The organism is Paracoccus sp. 228 (assembly GCF_000967825.1).
Taxonomy (GTDB): domain Bacteria; phylum Pseudomonadota; class Alphaproteobacteria; order Rhodobacterales; family Rhodobacteraceae; genus Paracoccus; species Paracoccus marcusii.
In genome coordinates this window covers 106547-125081 of sequence record NZ_JYGY01000006.1, presented here as the reverse complement: position 1 = coordinate 125081, position 18535 = coordinate 106547, and the positions used below count along the sequence as shown (strand labels likewise).

15 protein-coding genes are annotated in these 18535 nt (G+C 70.5%); 6 read left to right on the top strand and 9 right to left on the bottom strand.

Annotation, left to right across the window (positions count from 1 at the left end; genetic code table 11):
- Positions 1-65: 65 nt before the first annotated feature.
- Complete coding sequence (locus SY26_RS17315) at positions 66-1283, bottom strand: sensor histidine kinase (protein ID WP_046001555.1); 1218 nt, start codon at positions 1281-1283, stop codon at positions 66-68.
- A gap of 175 nt (positions 1284-1458) precedes the next feature.
- Positions 1459-2340, bottom strand: coding sequence for a LysR family transcriptional regulator (locus tag SY26_RS17310; RefSeq protein ID WP_046001554.1), 882 nt, complete (start codon positions 2338-2340; stop codon positions 1459-1461).
- A gap of 97 nt (positions 2341-2437) precedes the next feature.
- On the opposite strand from SY26_RS17310, the gene SY26_RS17305 reads away from it, so the two are divergent.
- The 3 genes from SY26_RS17305 (at position 2438) to SY26_RS17295 (ending at position 7404) form a co-directional block, all read left to right on the top strand.
- Positions 2438-3970 (top strand): proton-conducting transporter membrane subunit, encoded by a 1533-nt coding sequence (locus SY26_RS17305; protein ID WP_046001553.1) that lies wholly within the window; start codon positions 2438-2440, stop codon positions 3968-3970.
- 54 nt (positions 3971-4024) lie between these two features.
- The gene (locus tag SY26_RS17300; protein ID WP_046001656.1) at positions 4025-6361 is read left to right on the top strand and encodes a DUF2309 domain-containing protein; all 2337 of its coding nucleotides are present in this window, start codon (positions 4025-4027) and stop codon (positions 6359-6361) included.
- 488 nt (positions 6362-6849) lie between these two features.
- A complete protein-coding gene (locus SY26_RS17295) occupies positions 6850-7404 on the top strand; it encodes a hypothetical protein (protein ID WP_052715347.1) in 555 nt (184 codons plus the stop codon).
- Positions 7405-7433: 29 nt separating this feature from the next.
- On the opposite strand, the gene SY26_RS17290 is transcribed toward SY26_RS17295, so the two are convergent.
- From SY26_RS17290 to SY26_RS17280, 3 genes are all read right to left on the bottom strand, one after another.
- Complete coding sequence (locus SY26_RS17290; RefSeq protein WP_046001552.1) at positions 7434-8075, bottom strand: response regulator transcription factor; 642 nt, start codon at positions 8073-8075, stop codon at positions 7434-7436.
- The gene (locus SY26_RS17285) at positions 8072-9439 is read right to left on the bottom strand and encodes a sensor histidine kinase (RefSeq protein WP_046001551.1); all 1368 of its coding nucleotides are present in this window, start codon (positions 9437-9439) and stop codon (positions 8072-8074) included. The genes SY26_RS17290 and SY26_RS17285 overlap by 4 nt, the downstream gene beginning before the upstream one ends.
- A 119-nt stretch (positions 9440-9558) precedes the next feature.
- Entirely contained in the window at positions 9559-11421 is a 1863-nt protein-coding gene (locus tag SY26_RS17280; RefSeq protein WP_046001654.1) for a heavy metal translocating P-type ATPase, read from the bottom strand.
- A 165-nt stretch (positions 11422-11586) separates the two neighbouring features.
- Here SY26_RS17280 and SY26_RS17275 point away from each other — a divergent pair, with 165 nt between their 5' ends.
- Positions 11587-11844, top strand: coding sequence for a PepSY domain-containing protein (locus SY26_RS17275; RefSeq protein ID WP_198143198.1), 258 nt, complete (start codon positions 11587-11589; stop codon positions 11842-11844).
- A complete protein-coding gene (locus tag SY26_RS17270) occupies positions 11834-12376 on the top strand; it encodes a cytochrome b/b6 domain-containing protein (RefSeq protein WP_046001550.1) in 543 nt (180 codons plus the stop codon). Before SY26_RS17275 ends, SY26_RS17270 begins: the two co-directional genes overlap by 11 nt.
- A 680-nt stretch (positions 12377-13056) precedes the next feature.
- Here the strand turns inward: SY26_RS17270 and SY26_RS17265 are convergent.
- The 3 genes from SY26_RS17265 to SY26_RS17255 form a co-directional block, all read right to left on the bottom strand.
- Positions 13057-13776, bottom strand: coding sequence for a transporter substrate-binding domain-containing protein (locus tag SY26_RS17265; protein WP_046001549.1), 720 nt, complete (start codon positions 13774-13776; stop codon positions 13057-13059).
- Complete coding sequence (locus SY26_RS17260; protein ID WP_046001548.1) at positions 13766-14869, bottom strand: isocitrate/isopropylmalate dehydrogenase family protein; 1104 nt, start codon at positions 14867-14869, stop codon at positions 13766-13768. The genes SY26_RS17265 and SY26_RS17260 overlap by 11 nt, the downstream gene beginning before the upstream one ends.
- Positions 14870-15368: 499 nt before the next feature.
- On the bottom strand, positions 15369-16421 hold the full coding sequence (locus tag SY26_RS17255) for an Ldh family oxidoreductase (RefSeq protein WP_046001547.1): 1053 nt from the start codon (positions 16419-16421) through the stop codon (positions 15369-15371).
- 112 nt (positions 16422-16533) lie between these two features.
- Between SY26_RS17255 and SY26_RS17250 the strand changes: the two genes are divergently transcribed.
- Positions 16534-17454, top strand: a complete 921-nt coding sequence (locus tag SY26_RS17250) for a GntR family transcriptional regulator (protein ID WP_052715346.1) — start codon at positions 16534-16536, stop codon at positions 17452-17454.
- Here the strand turns inward: SY26_RS17250 and SY26_RS17245 are convergent.
- The gene (locus SY26_RS17245) at positions 17451-18521 is read right to left on the bottom strand and encodes an AbrB family transcriptional regulator (RefSeq protein ID WP_232303380.1); all 1071 of its coding nucleotides are present in this window, start codon (positions 18519-18521) and stop codon (positions 17451-17453) included. The two genes, SY26_RS17250 and SY26_RS17245, sit on opposite strands and share 4 nt — an antisense overlap.
- Positions 18522-18535: the final 14 nt, after the last annotated feature.

Sequence of the window (18535 nt, the reverse complement as noted above, 5' to 3'; positions counted from 1 at the left end):
CCTGATCGACCGATCACCCGCAGGGTGACCGATGACCGGCTGCACCAACTCGACCGCCAGCCTCCTTAGGCATCCTGCTGCGCGGCGAAGTCCAAGACATAGCACGTGCCCGGCTGCGCGTCCCGCCATTCGGACCGGCCGCGCAGCTGGCGCGCCATTCCCGCGATCAGCGTCATGCCCAGGCTGCTGGCCTCGGCCGCGTCGAAACCGGCCGGCAGGCCCCGGCCCCGGTCGCAGACCGTCAGCCGCAGCAGGCCCGGATCGGTGACGCGGATAGTGACCTGAACGGACCCACCAGCCTTGGAATAGGCATATTTGAACGCATTCGTCACCAGCTCGTTCGCCAGCAGGGCCAACGGGATAGCTTGGTCGGTGACCAGCTTGACCGGCGCAAAGTTGCATTCCAGGGACAGCCCCGGCCCGGCCGCCTCGCGCAGCTGGGTGCACAGCGCGCCCATGAACGGGGCAAGGTCGACCATGTGGACCTCGTTCGCGCGCCACAGTTGGTCGTGCACCTGCGCGATGGTCATGACGCGCCCTTGGGCGTCGTCCAGAACCCGCGCCAGCCCCGGGTCCGAGATCGCGTGACGCTGCATGCCCAGCAGGCCCGCGACCATCGCAAGGCTGTTCTTGACGCGGTGGCTGATCTCTCGGGTCAGGATCTCCTGATGGGTCAGGGCGTCCTGCAGCCGGGCTTCGCTGGCACGCAGCGCCTCCTCGACCCGGTGCCGTTCCAGCGCCACCCCGATCAGGTTGGCGAAACCCTGCAGGAAGGCCAGGTCGGCCGGGCTGAACCACCCCTCGTTGGGGATGTCCACCTCGAGAACGCCGTACCGGTCGCCGTCGCCTTGGATCAGCACGTTGATCGCGCGCCGGATGCCGTGTTCCGCCAGTAGGCTGGGCGTGCGGAACCGCGTTTCCTTGGACAGGTGGTTCGAGATGACCGGCTCTCCGGTCTGGAAGGCATAGCCCGTCGGGCTTTCCGCGTCGGCACCGACGCGGGCATGCCCCACGACCCCGTCCCTCCAGCCGACTCCGGACTTGACCAGAAAGCGGCCCTCGGCAGGCAGGTATTCCATCACCTTGCAGAACTGGCTGTTCAGGCCAAGCGCGCAGACGCGCGACGCCTCCTGCAGCATGTCGGTCACGTCGCGGGCGCGCAGCGCGTATTCCCCGAAGGCGGCCGTCAGCTTCTGCTGGCGCAGGCGATAGGCCAACTCCTCGGCGACATCGCCGCATTTGGCAGGCGCGGCGGCCCGGGAGATCCGGTGGTCCTCGTCCATGGCGTTCCCTCTCTCTGTTCCGGCCCGATCTGCTGAACGGTCCGGCAGCGCATGCGGTGAACAGGGCGGTCATGCGGGCTGATGGCCCTGCCCCGCCGGTGCAACGCATCAAGGCATAACACCCTCCCGCCCAAATGGCTGCATCCGATCGTCCCCGGCCCGGTCGCTGGACGCCTCAGGACCCCGACGCGTCCTGTCCGGTCAGGACCTCTGCCAGCAGCGGGTTGGGAAAGCGGCGCTGCAGCGTCACGGCATAGAACGTCTCGCTGATGCCTCCCAGCTGCGCGGCCTCGATCAGGGTGCCGGCCTGCAACTCGTCCCGCACGACGATGGGCGGGATCACGGCCAGACCGGCACCGTCGCGCGCCAGAAGACGCAGCATCGCCATATCGTCCGCTTCGGCGGCAATCAGCGGCACGATGCCCGACCGGGCCATCAGCGCGTCGAAATCGGCACGCAGGGCGGTTTCCGGCACCGGCAGGACCAGCGGTTCCGACCGCAGCAATTCGTCCGGCGACCGGCCGCTGCCCACCAGGCGGGGCAGTCCGATCAGGCCGACGGGCTGGTCGGCAAGCCGGTGCACCAACCACAGGCTGGCCGCATCGCGCGCCGGGGCATGGTTCGTCAGCACCACGTCCAGCGACAGGCCCTCCAAGCCGCGCAGCAGCTCGGCCTGCATCCCCGACCGCAGCACCACCTCGACATCCGGGCGTCCGATCAACGGGCGCAGGAACTGCATCTGGAAATTCCGCGACAGCGTCGCAAGCGCCCCGATCCGCAGCGCGCGGCGCCCGCGCCCCGTCTCGCGCAGGGTGGCGGACAGATCGTCCGCGGTCCGAAAGATCGCTTCGGCATGATCCAGCGCGATGCGGCCGGCCTCGGTCAGGACCAAGCCGCGGCCGCGCCGTTCGAACAGGTCGTGGCCCAGGGCCGCCTCCAGCACGCGCACCTGCGATGACAGGGCCGATTGCGAAAGGTTCAGCCGCCGCGCGGCGCCCGTCAGCGTGCCGTCCAGCGCGACGGCCCGGAACAGGCGCAGGTGATGAAGGTTCAGCATCGTTCGACCTGACAGAACGTTTTGCCGCAGAATATGTAATTTTCAGAAGCATGGCCAGAGGCTATCCGACAGGGACCCTTTCATCGGAGCCCGCGCCATGATCCTGCCGCTGACATTCTTCGGACCCCTCCTGCTTGTTGCCGCCGCGGTGCCGACCCGCGCCCGATCCGTTCCGCGCCTGGCCGAGGCCGCGGGCCTTGCCGCCCTGGCGCTGGCGCTGATGGGCACGGTGCAGCTTCTGCTGACCGGGCCGCAATCGCTGACGCTGGCGCCGGGCATCCGCCTTGGGCTGGACGCGGTCGGGGCGACAATTTCCGTGCTGGTCGCCTTCGTGGGCTGGATCGTCCTGCGCTATTGCCGCAGCTATCTTGTGGGCGAGGCACGCGCCGCACGGGCGCAGGGCGGCATCCTGGTCGCGTTGGCCGCCGTGCTTGTCCTGGCGATGGCGGGCGATCTGATCCTGATCGCGCTGTGCCTCGGCGCCATCGGCATCGCGATGCGCGACCTGCTGCTGTTCTATCCGGACCGTCCGGCCGCACGCCGCGCCGCGGCCAAGTTCACCTGGGTGTGGTGCGCGGGCGATGCGGTGCTGGTCGTGGCGGTGGTCCTGACCTGGGTGGCGTTCGGCACGACCGATCTGGCATCGATCAATGCGGCCGCGACGGCCGGCCCGCTGCCCCTGGCCGCGAAGGGCGCGGTGGCCGCCCTGGTTCTGGTCGCGCTGCTCAAGACGGCGGCCTTTCCCGTGCAGGGCTGGCTGACCGAGGTGATGGAGGCGCCGACCCCCGTCTCGGCGCTGCTGCATGCGGGGATCATCAACGCGGGCGGTCTGCTGCTGATCCGCACCGCCGATCTGGTGCAGGCGGTCCCCGGCGCCATGGCGGCGCTGGTCCTGCTGGGCGGCCTGTCGGCGCTGTTGGGCGCGATGGTCATGCTGACGCAAAGCGCGGTCAAGACGGCGCTGGCCTGGTCCACCGTCGCCCAGATGGGGTTCCTGCTGCTGCAATGCGGGCTGGGCCTGTGGACACTTGCGCTGCTGCATGTCGTGGCCCATTCGCTGTACAAGGCCCATGCCTTCCTGGCGTCGGGACAGGCGGTCCGGGCGGTGGCGGCGGCCCGGCGGCCCGGACCGGTCGCGGTGCCCGGCGCGGGTGCGGTGGCGCGCGCCTTCGGGATGGCGCTGGTCCTCTACGCGGTCGTCGCGTTGGTCTTCTGGGCGATCGGCGGGACCAAGTCGGCGCAGGCGCTGGCCCTTGGCGCGATCCTGATCTTCGGCACGGCCTATCTGGTGGCCCAGGGCCTGGCCGATGCCGCACCACGCGCGCTGACGCAGCGCACGGCGGTGGCCTCGCTTGCGACGGCCACGGGATATTTCGGCTTTCACCTTCTGGCGGACAGGCTGTGGGGGTCGTCTCTGCCGCTGCCGCCGGTTCCTGGCGCGTTGGAATGGGCTCTGATCGCGCTGGTGCTGGTCTCGTTCGGGCTGATCGCGGTCGCACAGGCCCTGTTCCCGCTGTGGATGCACCATCCGGCGACGGCCGCCCTGCGCGTCCACCTGGCCAACGGGCTGTACATCAACGCCCTCTTCGACCGGATGATCGGCGGATTTCGCATCGCCCGGCCCAACTGATCCCCGACATCGTCCCCTGCGGAGGCTTTCATGTTCCTTGACCGTTCCAACCTGATGACCGATCACGCCGCCGGCCTGCTGGGCGCCGCGACGGCCGCCGCGGCCGCGATCCCGCCGGCCTTTCCCCTGGCGGCGACCGTGGCCGTCAGCCCGTTCCTGGGCCAGACCGACGACGACCTGCCCCAGGCCGCCGCCCGGCTGACCCGCGTCGCGGGCCTGTCGCCGATCCGTCCGCGCGAAGACTTCCGCGCCCTGGTCGCCGCCGGTCGCATCAGCGACGACGACCTGGCGGCGGCGTTGATCGCCTGCGCCTCGCCGCTGAAGCCGGTGGATCTGGCCACGCTAAAGCTGCGCCTGAACGCCCCGGCCCCCGCGCCCAGGGCGCTGCCGACGCTGGCCGATCTGGCCGCACGCCGCCACGGCATCGACTGGCCCCAGATCATCGCCCGCAGCATCGGGCTGTGGGCCGCGGGCCGGTTCGATCAGGGGCAGGCGCTGTGGACGCCCGCCCCCGGCCTGGGCGCTTTTGCGGCGTGGCGGGAATGGGCGGTCAACGACCTGACCCCCGAAATTGCCGGATTGCGGGGGTTCTGCGCGCATGTCGCCGCCGCGCCCGACACGCCCGACCGGGCCATCCTGCGCGCCGCGGCCAGCCTGGGCCTGACGCCCGATGCCGCCCCGACGGCGTTTCACCGGCTGCTGGTCGATCTGGGGGGCTGGGCGCAGCATGCGCGCTGGCTGTCCTGGCAGGCCGAACAGGCGGGCGGCACCGACACCACGCTGACCGACCTGCTGGCGATCCGCCTGATCTGGGAGGAGGCGCTGTTGGCCCATGCCCCCGATCTGGCCGAGGGCTGGGCAGGCATCGTCCGGGACCATGCCCGGCCCCTGGAACCGTCGCCCGACCAGGTGGTCGACGCGATCCTGCAGGAGGCATCCGAACGCGCCTATCAGCGCGGGCTGATCGCGCAACTGTCCGCACCGCGCCCGGCCGCCGCACGTCCCGCCCTGCAGGCGGTGTTCTGCATCGACGTGCGGTCCGAGGTGTTCCGGCGCGCGCTGGAACGGGTCGCCCCCGATGCGGAAACCTTGGGCTTTGCCGGGTTCTTCGGCCTGCCGCTGGCCTATCGGCCGCGGGGCAGCGACCTGGCCGAGGCGCATCTGCCCGTGCTGCTGGCCCCGTCGCTGTCGGCCCGCGACCGCACCACCGACGACGCCGAGGCGCATGCCCGCATCGTGGCCCGCACCGCCCGGGCCTGGGGCCGGTTCCGGCAGGCGGCCGTGTCCTCCTTTGCCTTCGTCGAGGCGGCCGGCCCGCTATACGGGATGAAGCTGCTGCAGGGCGCGCTTGGCCGGGCCAAGACACCCACCGCCACCGCGGCACCGCACCTGTCCGCGCCGATGGACCCCGCCGAAAAGGGGGCAATGGTGGCCGGCGTGCTACGCGCGATGGGGTTGGTGGGGGGGCAGGCGCGGGTCGTCCTGCTGGTCGGGCATGGTGCGTCGGTGACGAACAATCCCCATGAAAGCGCCTATCACTGCGGCGCCTGCGGCGGGCGCAGTGGAGAGGTCTCGGCCCGTGTGCTGGCGGGTCTGCTGAACGATCCCGACACCCGTGCCGCCCTGCCCGCCCACGGCATCGCGCTGCCCGACGACACGCTGTTCGTGGCCGCCCTGCACGACACCACGACCGACCGCGTGACGCTTTTTGCCGACGACGCCCCGGCCGGCCACGCGCCCGACCTGGTCCGCACGACGGACTGGCTGGCCGCCGCAGGCGCCCTGACCCGGGCCGAGCGGGCGCAGCGCCTGCCCGGCGCGACGCCCGCGACCATCGCCGCCCGCGCGACCAATTGGGCCGAAACACGCCCCGAATGGGGGCTTGCCGGCTGCGCGGCCTTCATCGCCGCACCGCGCGCCACCACGCGCGGCCTGGACCTTGGCGGGCGCGTCTTCCTGCACAGCTATGACCGAGCGCTGGACCCTGACTTCAAGGTGCTGGAGCTGGTCCTGACGGCCCCGGTCGTCGTGGCCAGCTGGATCAGCCTGCAATATTACGGATCGACCGTGGCGGCCCCGCTGTTCGGCGGCGGCAACAAGCTGATCCACAACGTGACCGGCGGCATCGGCGTCGTCGAGGGCAATGGCGGGCGGCTGCGCGCGGGTCTGCCATGGCAGGCGGTCCATGACGGCACCCGCCCCGTGCACGATCCCCTGCGGCTGACGGTGATGCTGGACGCGCGGACATCGGCCGTCGATGCGGTCCTGGCCCGCCATCCGCAGGTCGCCGCGCTGTTCGACAACGGTTGGCTGCATCTTCTGACGCTGGACGCCGGGCGCATCGACGCGCGCTATCACCCCCGGAACGGTTGGCGGACGGAGGGCGCATGACGGTTCCCTCGGCCGCGGACGGGAACCAGGGCGGCGCGTAACGCTGTTCCTCCCGGCCGCAGCGATGATCACCGCGGTCAGCGTGCCGCACCGGCCATAACGGGCGTTCCTCGTTCGATCCAAGGACGACGGACCACCATTTGATCATGCAGCGGCCTGTCCTGCCCTGTTGCCATCAGCTTCGGTGCGGATTGCCGGTGGCGGGAATGATCGGCGCGCGAATGACCCTTTCGGGCGTCAGTTCAAAAAGACTCAGCGACGCACCATCGGGTCGAGTGCAGGTCTGCGGTCCGGTTCGTCCGACAGCCCGTGCCGCTACGCGCGGGCGGACGGCGGCCGCGGCCGCGGGAGGACAAGGGTCGGGGCATTCCGAGGGACCTTTGCGTTTCCCTGTACCGGACCTTGGTACGATCCGCAGGGATCGCGGATATGGTTTCATGCAGGGGTGTTCAACGGCCGCAGGACGGCCCCCGTTGCGGAGAGATACGATGATCCCCACCATTCACATGACGAACCGCCCCTTTCGGATGCGGCTGGCGGTGCTGCTGCTGGCGGGCGCGGCGATTGCCGCCCCCGTATCGGTCCGGCTGGACCCGGATGCGGGCCTGCGGCTGACATCCGCGATGGCCTTCGCCAAGGACGGCGACCGGGGCGGTGACGACAGTGGCGGGCGCGGTGGCGATGATCGCGGCGGTGACGATCACGGCGGACGCGGTGGCGACGATCGTGGGGGTGACGACCACGGCGGCCGGGGGCGGGGTCGCGATGACGGGCATTCGGACGATCACGGCGGGCATGGCCGTGGCCGCGACGACCGTCCGTCGGGCACGGCGGGTGGCGGCACGGTCGGCGGGGGTGCCGCGGGGTCGCGCCCGACCGAGATCGAACGATCTGCCCGCGGGATCGAGGTCTCCTATGCCGACGGCTGGCGCGAGGAGCTGGAGAACGGGCGATACGAGCTGAAGGACGCCCAGGGCCGCACCGTCGTCGAACGGCGCGCCACGACCGAGGACATGCAGCGTCTGTCCGCGTTCAGCCGCTGATCCCGGCCACCCCACCGAGTGGCGCAACGCTAGCCGTTGCGCCACTCTTTTTGCGCCAGAAGCGCGGCCTCGGTCCGGTTGCGCAGGTGCAGCTTCTGCAGGATCTGCGTCATGTGGTGCTTGACCGTGCGTTCCTGCACGTCGGTACGCCGCGCGATCTCCTTGTTGGACAGGCCTTCGGACACCAGCCGCAGGACCTCCTCCTCTCGCGGGGTCAGCAGGTCCAGGCCATCGCGGGACGAGGGCACGGGGCTGCGCATCCGCGCCAGCATCCGCGCCGCCAGCGACGGGGCGACGTGGCTTTCGCCCTGCATCACCCGTTCCAGCGTGGCGACCAGTTCGGCCCCGCCGATGCCCTTCAGCAGATAGCCCCGCGCGCCCCCTTCTAGGGCGGCAAAGACGGCGTCGCCGTCCTCGGACACGGTCAGCAGGACCATCACCGGCGCGGGCTGCAGCAAGGCGATGCGTTCCAGCGCCCAAAGCCCGCCCTGCGGCATCGACAGGTCCAGCAGCACCAGGTCCGGCGCATGGCTGCGTGCCGCCTCGACCGCCTCGGCGCCCGAGGCGGCGGTGGCCACCACGGCAAAGCGGCCGCTTTCCTGCAGCGTGCGCGCGACGCCTTCGCGGAACAGCGGATGATCGTCCGCCACCACAACCCGATGCCCGCTCATGTCTCGACCTCCATCCACAATTCCGTGCGCCCGCAGCGCCGCTCCAGTCCAAAGCGGCCGCCAAGCGATTCGACCCTGTCGCGCAATCCCTGCAGGCCCAGCCCCGGCGCATGGTCCGCGGCAGGACCCGCACCCGCATCCGCAACCGTCAAGCGCAGCATCCCCGCCCTGCCCTGCAGGCGCACCGCGACATCCGCGCCGCCGGCATGGCGGGCGGCGTTGTTCAGCCCCTCCTGGACAAAGCGATAAAGGCAGATGCGCAGGCCCGGCGTCAGGGGCGGCGCGCCGTCCGTCTCAAGCTGCACCGCGACCGGGGCCGGAACGCGCGCCTGATGCGCCTCGACCGCCAGACGGACGATCGCCTCGGCGGGCAGATGCGCCAGTTCCGGCAGGACCAGGCCCTTGGAGATCTGGCGGATCTCGGCCATCGCGCGGTCCAGCGCCTGCTGGATCGCGGCCATCTCGTCCGGCGCCGGGGTGGGGGTGCGCGCAAGCGCGTCCAGCCGCAGCCGGGCATAGGCCAGGTCCTGGGCCGGCCCGTCATGCAGATCGGCGCCGATCCGGCGGAGGCCGCCCTCGGTCGTGGCGGCGGCACGCCCGGCGGCCTCTTGGACCTGCAGGCGCAGCAGGTCGTTGCGCTCGGACAGGCGGCGCATGTCGGCCAGCCGGCGGTCCAGGTCGCGGCGCTGGCGGTCGATGGTCCGGCTGCCCTGGCGCACGATGGCGTAAAGCACCAGCCCCAGGGACAGCCCGCCCCCGCCCACACCCGCAAGCGCCGTCAGACGCGCGGCCTGCAGGTCCGCCTTGAGCGCAGGATCGGCGACATAGAGTTCGGCGACCGCGATGATCTCTCCGGTCCAGTCGGCGCGGATGGGGCTGTAGATCTCCAGCAGCGGCATCCCAAGCGCGTGTTCGGCGCGGTCCTCCTCTTCGGCGTCATCCTCGAAGATGGCGGCGATGCGTCCGGCCCAGGCCTGGGACAGCTCCTCGGACAGGGGGAACGTGCGGCCGATCAGGTCAGGGTCGGATGCCGCGATGATCAGCCCGCCCTGCGTCCAGACCTTGTAGGACAGGATGCGGCCGCCCATCTCGGTCGCCGGCAGAACTTCGGACAGGGCGCGGCGCATGGCGGGGGACGGGGCGGTTCCGGCGACGTGATCCTCGACCAGCGGGTGCAGGAAACTGTCCATATAAAGCGCCGCCGCCGTCGCCGTGTTGCGGACCACCACCTGCCGGATCCGGTCCGTCAGAAGCCACGCGGCCAGCGCCATGAACACCGCCAGGACCAGCCCGCCCACGACGGCAAAGCGCGTGGCCAGGCTGGCCTTGGTCCAGAATGCAGGGGTCGCGTCGCGAATGGTCATGCCGGACCATCGCCGGTTTGCCGCGCCGTGACTACTGGACGCAGGTACAGGTCGGATGGCGGGGCGGCATCGGATCATCGGGCATGGCAGGACGGCAACACCCGTGGTCCGCAACCCCGTCAGGCCGCCACCTTCGACGCCGGGTCACCCTGTCCCGGCACGATCCGCAGGGCGCGCAGGGCGTTCAGGATCACGGCCACGTCGATCACCTCCTGCAGGATCGCGCCCTGCACCGGGGACAGATGGCCCAGGGCAGCGGCGATCATGCCCAGACTCGACAGCCCGATCCCCGCCACGACGCTTTGCAGCGCGATGCGGCGCGCGCGCTGCGCGATCTCGATGCCGGGCAGCAGCGGGTCCAGCCGATCGACCAGCAGCACGACATCCGCCGCCTCCGCCGAGGCGGCGGCCCCGCGTGCGCCCATCGCAACCCCGATATCGGCGGCGGCCAGCGCGGGCGCGTCGTTCACCCCGTCGCCCACCATCATCACCGGGCCCGATCCGCGTGCGGACAGCACCAGCCGGACCTTGTCGTCCGGGCTTAGCCCGGCCTGCACATCGTCCAGCCCAAGCCCGCGCGTGACCGCCATCGCGACCGCGCGTCGGTCGCCCGTGGCCAGTAGGATGCGCCCGATCCCGCGGCGGCGCAGCCCGGCCAGCAACGCGGGCATGCCCGGCCGCAACGCGTCCGCCAGGACCAGGTGCCCCGCCAGGACGCCATCGACGCCCAGGGACACGACCACCGCGCCTTCGTCGCGCAGGGGCGCGTCCGTGGGCGCAAGGCCCAGCTGCGCCAAGACGAAATCGGTGCCGCCCACGACGACCGCATGACCGTCCACGATGCCCGCCACGCCTTCGCCCGGGGTTTCCACCACTGCCGCGGGCACCGGCAACGGCGTCCCCGCCGCTGCCGCGACGATGGCCTGCGCGATCGGATGGCCCGAGGCCTGGTCCAGCGCCGCGGCAAGACGGATCATCTGGTCGGGGGACAGGCTGCCCGTCGGCTGCACAGACACGATCCGGGGGCGACCCTGGGTCAGGGTGCCGGTCTTGTCCAGGATCAGCGTGCGGATGCCGGCCAGCGCCTCCAGCGGCTTTGCGCCCTTGATCAGCACGCCGAAATGCGCCGCCCGCGACATCCCCGCGACCAGGGCCACCGGCACGGCCAGGATCAGTGGACAGGGCGTTGCCACGACCAGGACCGCCACCGCCCGGATCGGATCGCCCGTGACCCACCACGCGGCGGTCGCCAGCGTCACCGTGACCGCCAGGAACAGCATCGCGTACCGGTCGGCCAGACGCGCCATCGGCGCCTTGGACGCCTGCGCGGTCTCCATCAGGCGGACGATGCCGGCATAGGTGCTGTCGGCAGCCCGACGGGTGGCGCGCAGGTCGAACGCGTCGCCCAGATTAGTCGACCCGCTCATCACCTCCTGGTCCTGCGTCCGGCGCAGGGGCATGGATTCGCCGGTCAGCGCCGACTGGTCCAGCAACGCGCCCGGACCCGCCACCGTCCCGTCCACTGGGGCGACCGCGCCCTGCCGGATCAGCAGCAGGTCGCCGGGCCCGATCCGGTCCAGCGCGACCTCGACCAGGCCATCGCCCCGATGCAGGGTCGCCGTGCGGGGGACGCGGGACAGCAGGTCGGTCATCTCGCGCCGGGCGCGGCCTGCGGCAAAACCCTCAAGGAACGTGCCGCCCGAATACATCAGCGCGACCACCGCAGCCGCCAGCGTCTCTCCGAAGATCAGTGCGGCCGACATGGACAGCGCAGCCACGATGTCCAATCCGACCTCTCGGCGCGCCAGGCTGAGCAGGATCTGGGCCAGCAGGGCCGCCAGTACGGGGATCACGCCGGCGCCGAAGGCAAGCGCCGCCGCATCGGGCCAACCCGCCGCCATCAGGCCCAGCCCGGACAGCAGGCCCAGCACCGCAACCGCCAGCAGGGCGACGTCGGCGCGGTCCGCAAGCATCGCCTTCATCATCGACACGCCCCGTTGATCGCGCCCCTACCCCGGATGCTACGCCCGAACGCGGCCCCGTCAAAGCGTTCGCGCAGGCACCGCCTGCCCGCCGGGGTTGTAAGGTTGCTGCAAGGTCCGCCGTTCATTGCGGTGCGCATCGAAACACCGATGACGGAGAGATCCATGCGTACCCCCCTTATTGCCCTGATGCTGGCCGGACTGGCCTTTCCCGCCCTGGCCGCCGATCGCTGCGACGTGGTCCAGGCCGACTGGCGCCCGGTCGAGGAGCTGACCGCCGCGCTGACCGCGAAAGGCTGGACCGTCAGCAACGTCAAGACCGAGGACGGCTGCTATGAGGTCTATGGCCACGACCAGGACGGCAAGCGCATCGAGACGTTCTTCGACCCCGCCACCTTCGAGGCGGTGGGCGATGACGACTGACAGGGTGCGCGTGTGGGATGGCTTCGTGCGGCTGTTTCACTGGTCGCTGGTCGCGTTGATCGCGGGGGTCTGGCTGACCGCCGAGGGGCCCAAGGTCGTGCACGAGCGCATGGGCTATGTCATCGCGGCGCTGATCGCGGCGCGCGTGGTCTGGGGGCTGATCGGCCCCCGCCATGCCCGCTTCACGGATTTCGTCCGCGGGCCGCGCCCGGTGCTGGCCCATCTGCGCGACCTGCGGGCGGGCCGCGAACGCCGCTATCTGGGCCACAACCCGGCGGGCGGCGCGATGATCGTGGCGCTGCTGCTGACGGTGGCGGGCACCGCGCTGACAGGCTGGCTGCAGACGACCGACGCGTTCTGGGGATCGTCCACGATGGAGGAGGTCCACGAGGTTCTGGCCACGCTGATCCTGGTGCTGGCGTCGCTGCATGTCGCGGGCGTCCTGGTCGAGAGCCTGCGCCACCACGAGAACCTGGTCCTGTCGATGCTGACCGGCACAAAACGCCCCCTTTCCGACAGGGACCGCGGCTGAGGCGTGGCGCGCCCCGGCCGCGGCCACCGTGCCCCGCAGCATCGTCGCGCGATCCACACCGATTTGATTGTGGCCGGCTTTGTACCGGCCAACCACCCGGTCGGCCGGGGGGCCTCGTGCAAATGGCCCCTGTCGCTGCATCCTTGGAGCACAGTCGAGATGTGAATTTCGTGCAGCATTCTCGCTGCGTGCCGACAAAAGGCAAAGCAAAGCTGCACTCCGGCGCTGACCGGTGAGATGCGGCGTCCGAGGCGATGACATCCTTGCTGATCCTCGCACCCGACACAGGGCATCGAACCATTGCCGCACGCTATTGCCCGTTACCCCTGCCCTGCGCGTGATCCGCGGCGATGATGACGTCGCGATCCCGAATGCAGGCTATCTCCACTGCGGTTCGCGTCGCCCGGATGACCTCGCATCGCGATTGATCGCGGCCATCGTGCGCCACCGATGCCCGTCAGAGGACGGCAGCACGTAGCCCGTTGCAAATGGCAAAGGTGGCCCTCCGGGCCAATCCCAATTCCGCTGCGGCCAAGCACAGACGGCATTCCGCCGGGAACCGAGATGCGGCCGATTCAAAAACCATCGCGTGCATGGCGTTCGCAACCGGCGCCAAGGCGATGCTCCCGCCCTATAGAGCAAAACGTCACGTTGGAGACGAGACCACCACACCCGTGCGGTCAGGGCAGGACCGCACCCTGGGTGGCATTCCGCGTCATCATGTCGGCGATCAGGCCCGACTGCCGGGCATCCGCAAGGAACGCGTTCAGTGCGGCGACCACGGACGCATCGCGGCCGGCCGGCACGCCCAGGGCCTGGGGGATCACCATGAACCGTTCGGGCAGCAGGCGCAGGCCGGGGTGACGGCGCTGGTCGAATTCAAGCTGCTGGCGGATGCCGGCGGCGACCTCGAACCCTTCGCGCAGGGCGAAATCGACGACTTCCTGCGAGGTCGTGACGCGTTCCAGACTTGCCTGCGCGATTGTACGGGAGAGGTGCAGGTCATAGGCGCTGCCCCGCCCGACCGCGATGCGGATGCCGGGACGGTCGACCTGATCCAGCGCGGTGACGGGCGATCCGTCGCGCACCAGATACCACCCCTCGATCAGCACCCAGGGGTCGGTGAAGGCCACGGTCGCGGCACGCGCCGGATCGACCGCGAAGAACCCCAGATCGGCGCGCCCCTCCGACACCATCGCGACCGAGGCGGCGGCATTCGGCACGGTCGCCAGATCCAGCGGCAGCCCGCGCCGCGCGGCCAGGGCGCGGGCCAGATCGACCGAGATGCCCGCGGGCTGCCCGTCCGCCGTGGGGCGGGTCAGGATCGCGTTCCCGGTGTTGATCACCACGCGCAGCGTGCCGGTGGGTGCCAGGGCGGCGTTGAGGTCGTCATCGGTCATGGGTGGCTCCGGGGTTGCGGATGGTGTCGACGATGCGCGCGGCAAAGGCGGCGGTGCCAAGCGGCCCGCCCAGGTCGCCGGTCCGCCAGGCAGGCACGGCGATGACGCGGGCCACGGCATCCTCGATCAGGTCGGCCGCGGCCCCCAGGGCGGAGTCGCCGCGCCGATCGCCCAGCCAGCGCAGAAGCATCGCGGTCGAATTGATCAGCGATGCCGGGTTCGCGCGGTCCTGGCCCGCGATCGACGGCGCCGATCCGTGCTGGGCCTGCGCCATGGCATGGGACTCTCCGGCGTTCAGCGATGCGGCAAGGCCGATGCTGCCCGCGATCTCGGTCGCCTGGTCAGAGAGGATGTCGCCGAACATGTTGGTGGTCACGATGGTGTCGAAGGCCGACGCGTCGCGCACCAGCAGGGCCGCCATGGCGTCGACCAGCACCTCCTCGACCGCGACATCGGGATAGGACTGTGCCACGGCGCGCGTGCAGGACAGGAACAGGCCGTCGCTGATGCGCAGGACGTTGGCCTTGTGGACGACGGTCAGCCGGCCGCCCCGCTGGCGCGCGATCCGGAACCCCGCCTCGGCGATGCGGGTCGAACCCTGGCGCGTCACCTTGCGCATGGCGATGGCCACGTCCTCGGTCGGCATGAACTCTCCGGTGCCGGCGAACATCGTGCGGTCGGCGTAAAAGCCCTCGGTGTTCTCGCGCACGATCACCAGGTCGACGGGTACGCCGCAGCGGGCCGGAAAATCGGGGTGGGACCGGGCCGGGCGGATGTTGGCGAACAGGTCCAGGTGCTTGCGCAGATGCCCCGACGGATTGACGCCGCCCTGTGCCTCGGGGGGATAGTCGTTGTGCGACACCGGCCCCAGGATCACCCCGTCCGCCGCGCGGGCCCGGTCCAGCAGGCCCGTGGGAAAGGTCGTGCCCTGCGCCGCAAGCGGCCGCAGCCCGACCTGGGCGCGGTCCAGGCGGAACCGCAGGCCGGTCCGGTCCTGCACCGCGTCCAGGACGTCCAGCGTCGCCGCGGTGATTTCGGGGCTGATGCCGTCGCCGTCCAGGACCAGAAGCGTGACAGGGTCGGATGGGGTCATGAAGGATCTCCGTTCTAGGAAGGGTCAATGCGGCGGGCGTTGTCCGGCAAGGTGCCAAGCCAGCATCTGTTGCCGGCGCGGCACGTGCTCAGACAGTCGCCGCGGTCGCTCACCAGCGGCAAGTCGTGCCAGCAGGCAGGGATCGCGCTAGGCCGTCCGCACCGCAGATCGCGGATGCAGGTGATGGTCGCGCTGCGGACTGGTTTGTACCGGTGCTCAATCCACCACCGGACACATTGCGGATGAAGACCGCCAGCTGGCCTGGCAGATAGCGGCATAAACAGGGGGCGGAGAGCCGAGCCAAGGCATCGGTTCGCCCGCGCCAAGGGGGATTACCCATCCCATCTGCTGCCCGGCAAGGTCAACCTTGTGCGCGCGGGGGCGGCGGGAATGGCCATCGTGGCCAGCAGCGCAGTCGCCAGGTTCCGTCGTCTGGTTGATCTCATGTCGTGGTTCCTTCGTCGGGAAATGCCCGCTGCGGCCCCGAGGCGGGCGCCTGTCACGGCTTCAGTGTGACACCCGCGCGCGCCGCCTCCTGCGCCAGCAGGCGCAGGTCCTCGCCGTCAAGGCGGATGCCGGCGCGCCTGCGGATCTGGGTCGCGCGCGCCTCGATCTCTCCGGGCATCATGATCCGGTCCACGCCGGCGGCGCGGGGCTGGTCCCTGGCGCGGCGGATCAGCTCCTCGATCCGCGCCTCGTACTGGCCGGTTTCTAGGAACAGGTCCGGGCGGAAGGCCAGGAAGACGTGGCCCACATTCTGGGGGGCGTCGAAATCGCTGTACTGATTGCCCACCGCCCCCCCGAAGGCTGCGCCTGACATCACCCCCGCCATGATCTCCATCATCAGGGACAGCCCCGACCCCTTGGCGCCGGCCAGCGGCAGCACGACGCCCTCGTATCCCTTCTGCGCATCCGTGGTGGGGTTTCCGTCGGCATCCAGCGCCCAGCCAAGCGGGATCGGTTCGTTGCGGGCGGCGGCGCGGCGCACCTTGCCGCGGGCCACGACCGACAGCGCCATGTCCAGGACGATCGGACGATCACCCGCCGGCGCGGCAAAGGCGAAGGGGCTGGTTCCCAGAAACGGCGCCCGCCCGCCCCAGATCGGCATCGCCCGGGACGCGTTGGTGAAGACGAAGGCCGCCATTCCCGCATCCGTCGCCTGCAGCAGATAGCTTGCCGCCATACCGAAATGCGTCGACCGCCGCACCGCGCACATGCCCATGCCATGGTCGCGCGCAATGCCGACCGCTTCGGCCATGGCACGGGTCGCGGCGACAAAGCCAAGCGCGTCATCCGCATCCAGCCGTGCCGCGACCGAGGCCGGGCGGTCCAGCACCATACAGGGCCTGGCCTTGACCAGCCCACGACGCAGCCGATCCAGATAGATCGGGACGCGCGACACGCCATGTGACGACACCCCGCGAAGATCTGCCAGCACCAGGCATTCGGCAACCCGCCGCGCGTCGGCCTGGGGCACGTCATGGGCCGCGAAGATCGCGGCGACCGCAGACGTCAGACCGGCTTCGGTGAAGACTTGGCTTTCCTGCAGCATGCGCGGTCCTTTCGCTGTCGCGCAATTTATCCATTTGCGGTCGTTAAAATGCAATAGTGAAGACGACGACCGCGTGTGTTAGATCGGGCGAACCCAAACAAAGGCCCCGCATTTGTCCCCCACGCCCCCGTCACGCAGCCGCATCGGCCCACATCTAGCCGCCGACATCGCGGCGCATATCACCGCCGAATCTCTGACCGAGGGCACGCATCTGCGCACTGCCGATCTGGCCCGAAGGTTCGCGGTGTCGCGCTGGCCGGTCGAGCAGGCCCTGAAGGAACTGGCAGAGAGCGGCCATGTCCGGCACGAACCGAACCGCGGCTTCTTCGTGCGCGGAAACGGGCCCGCGGCACCGGCCGCGCCGCCCGATCCGGTCCATGCGGCCTATCTGCGCCTGGCGGTCCTGTTGACGGAACAGGCCATCGGTCCGCAGGTTACCGAGCAGCAGATCCGCGACCGCTTTGCGCTGACACGGCGGCAGACCTCGGACCTGATGGGGCGGCTGATCCGCGAGGGGATCGCGGAGAAGCGCGCGGGCTATGGCTGGAACATCAACACCGAACTGACCGCGCCAGACGCGCTGGACCATACCACGCAGATGCGGCTGATCCTGGAACCCGCGGCGCTGCGCCTGCCCCGCTATCACCTGCCCCAAGGCGACATCGCCCGCCTGCGCCGGGTCGAGCACGACCTGCTGGACGGCACGATCGACCGCGCGCCGCCCGACGCCCTGTACCTGCGCGGTGCGCAGTTCCATGAGGCGGTCATGGCCGGGGCGGGCAATCCCTTCATGCTTCAGGCGCTGATGCGGGTAAATCGGGTCCGCCGGCTGCTGACCTATCGTGCGATGGACGACCGCGAACGCTATTACCGGCAGTCGCGGGAACATCTGGCGATCCTGGACCTGATCGAGGCGGGCGACCATGCCGGCGCCGCCCTGCAGATGGAGGCGCATCTGAACAAGGTGCGCCACAGCCTGTCGGCGCTTGGCTTCATCGTCACGCAGGACGTGGCGGGGACGACGCCCGGCTAGGGTCGGCGCCGGACCGGCCGCGGCACGCCCATATAGCGCGCCATCAGCGGCGCGCCGGTGATGACCACGACGATCCGCGTCAGATGGTGCAGCACGACAAAGCCCAGGTCGGCACCCACGACGATGGCCAGCACCGTCAGTTCGGCCTGCCCGCCGGGGGCAAAGGCCAGGAACCCCTCCAGCGGGCGGGCCAGGCCGGTTAGGACCACGAATTCGGTGAAGGCCGCGGCCAGCACCGCCAGCACCATCACGAAGGCCAGCCCCGACAGCACGAACATCCGCAGCTCGCGCAGCGTGACGCCGACATACTGCACGCCGATGCCGATGCCGATGAACAGCTGCGCCAGCATGATCGCCTCGGCCGGGGGGCGCTGCGTGATGATGCCGGCCATCGACAGGGCGGCGGTGGTGATCATCGGACCCAGGATCGAGGCGCCGAACAGCCCCAGGTACTCGCCGCCCTTCCAGCCGACGATCGCGGATACCGCCATCCAGCCCAGCTGCCCCGCGCCGAAATCGCGCAGCGGCGCGCCCATCGCCCCGGTCAGCGGCGCATCGTACAGCCAGACCAGGATCGCCGGCGCGATGGTGACCAGCACCGCGACGCGGGTGGCGTGGATCAGGGACAGCGCCCGGACGTCGGCACCGGCCTCCTGCCCGAAGATGACCATGTCCTGCAGCCCGCCGGGCATGGCGGCGTAATAGGACGTGGCCGGGTCAAACCCCAGCCTGCGAAAGAACGGCACCCCGATCAGGCCGATCAGCAGCACATAGACCGGGACCAGCGCCACGCTGAGCGCCATCTGCGGGATCTGCGCGACGACCTGGGGGGTGATCGACGCGCCGACGGCGACCCCCAGGATGGTCCGCGCCCCGACCGAGACCGGTCCCATCCCGCGCAGCCGCGCGCCCGTCAGCGCCGCCGCCAGGCAGAACGACATCGGCCCGAACAGGAACGGCAGCGGCAGTCCCAGCAGGTGGAACGTCGCCGCGCCCGCCAGCGCCAGCATCAGGGTGCCGGCCCGCGGGACCAGCGACGACAGCATGGAACGGTCGGGCTGCGTCATGGCATTCTCCTTGT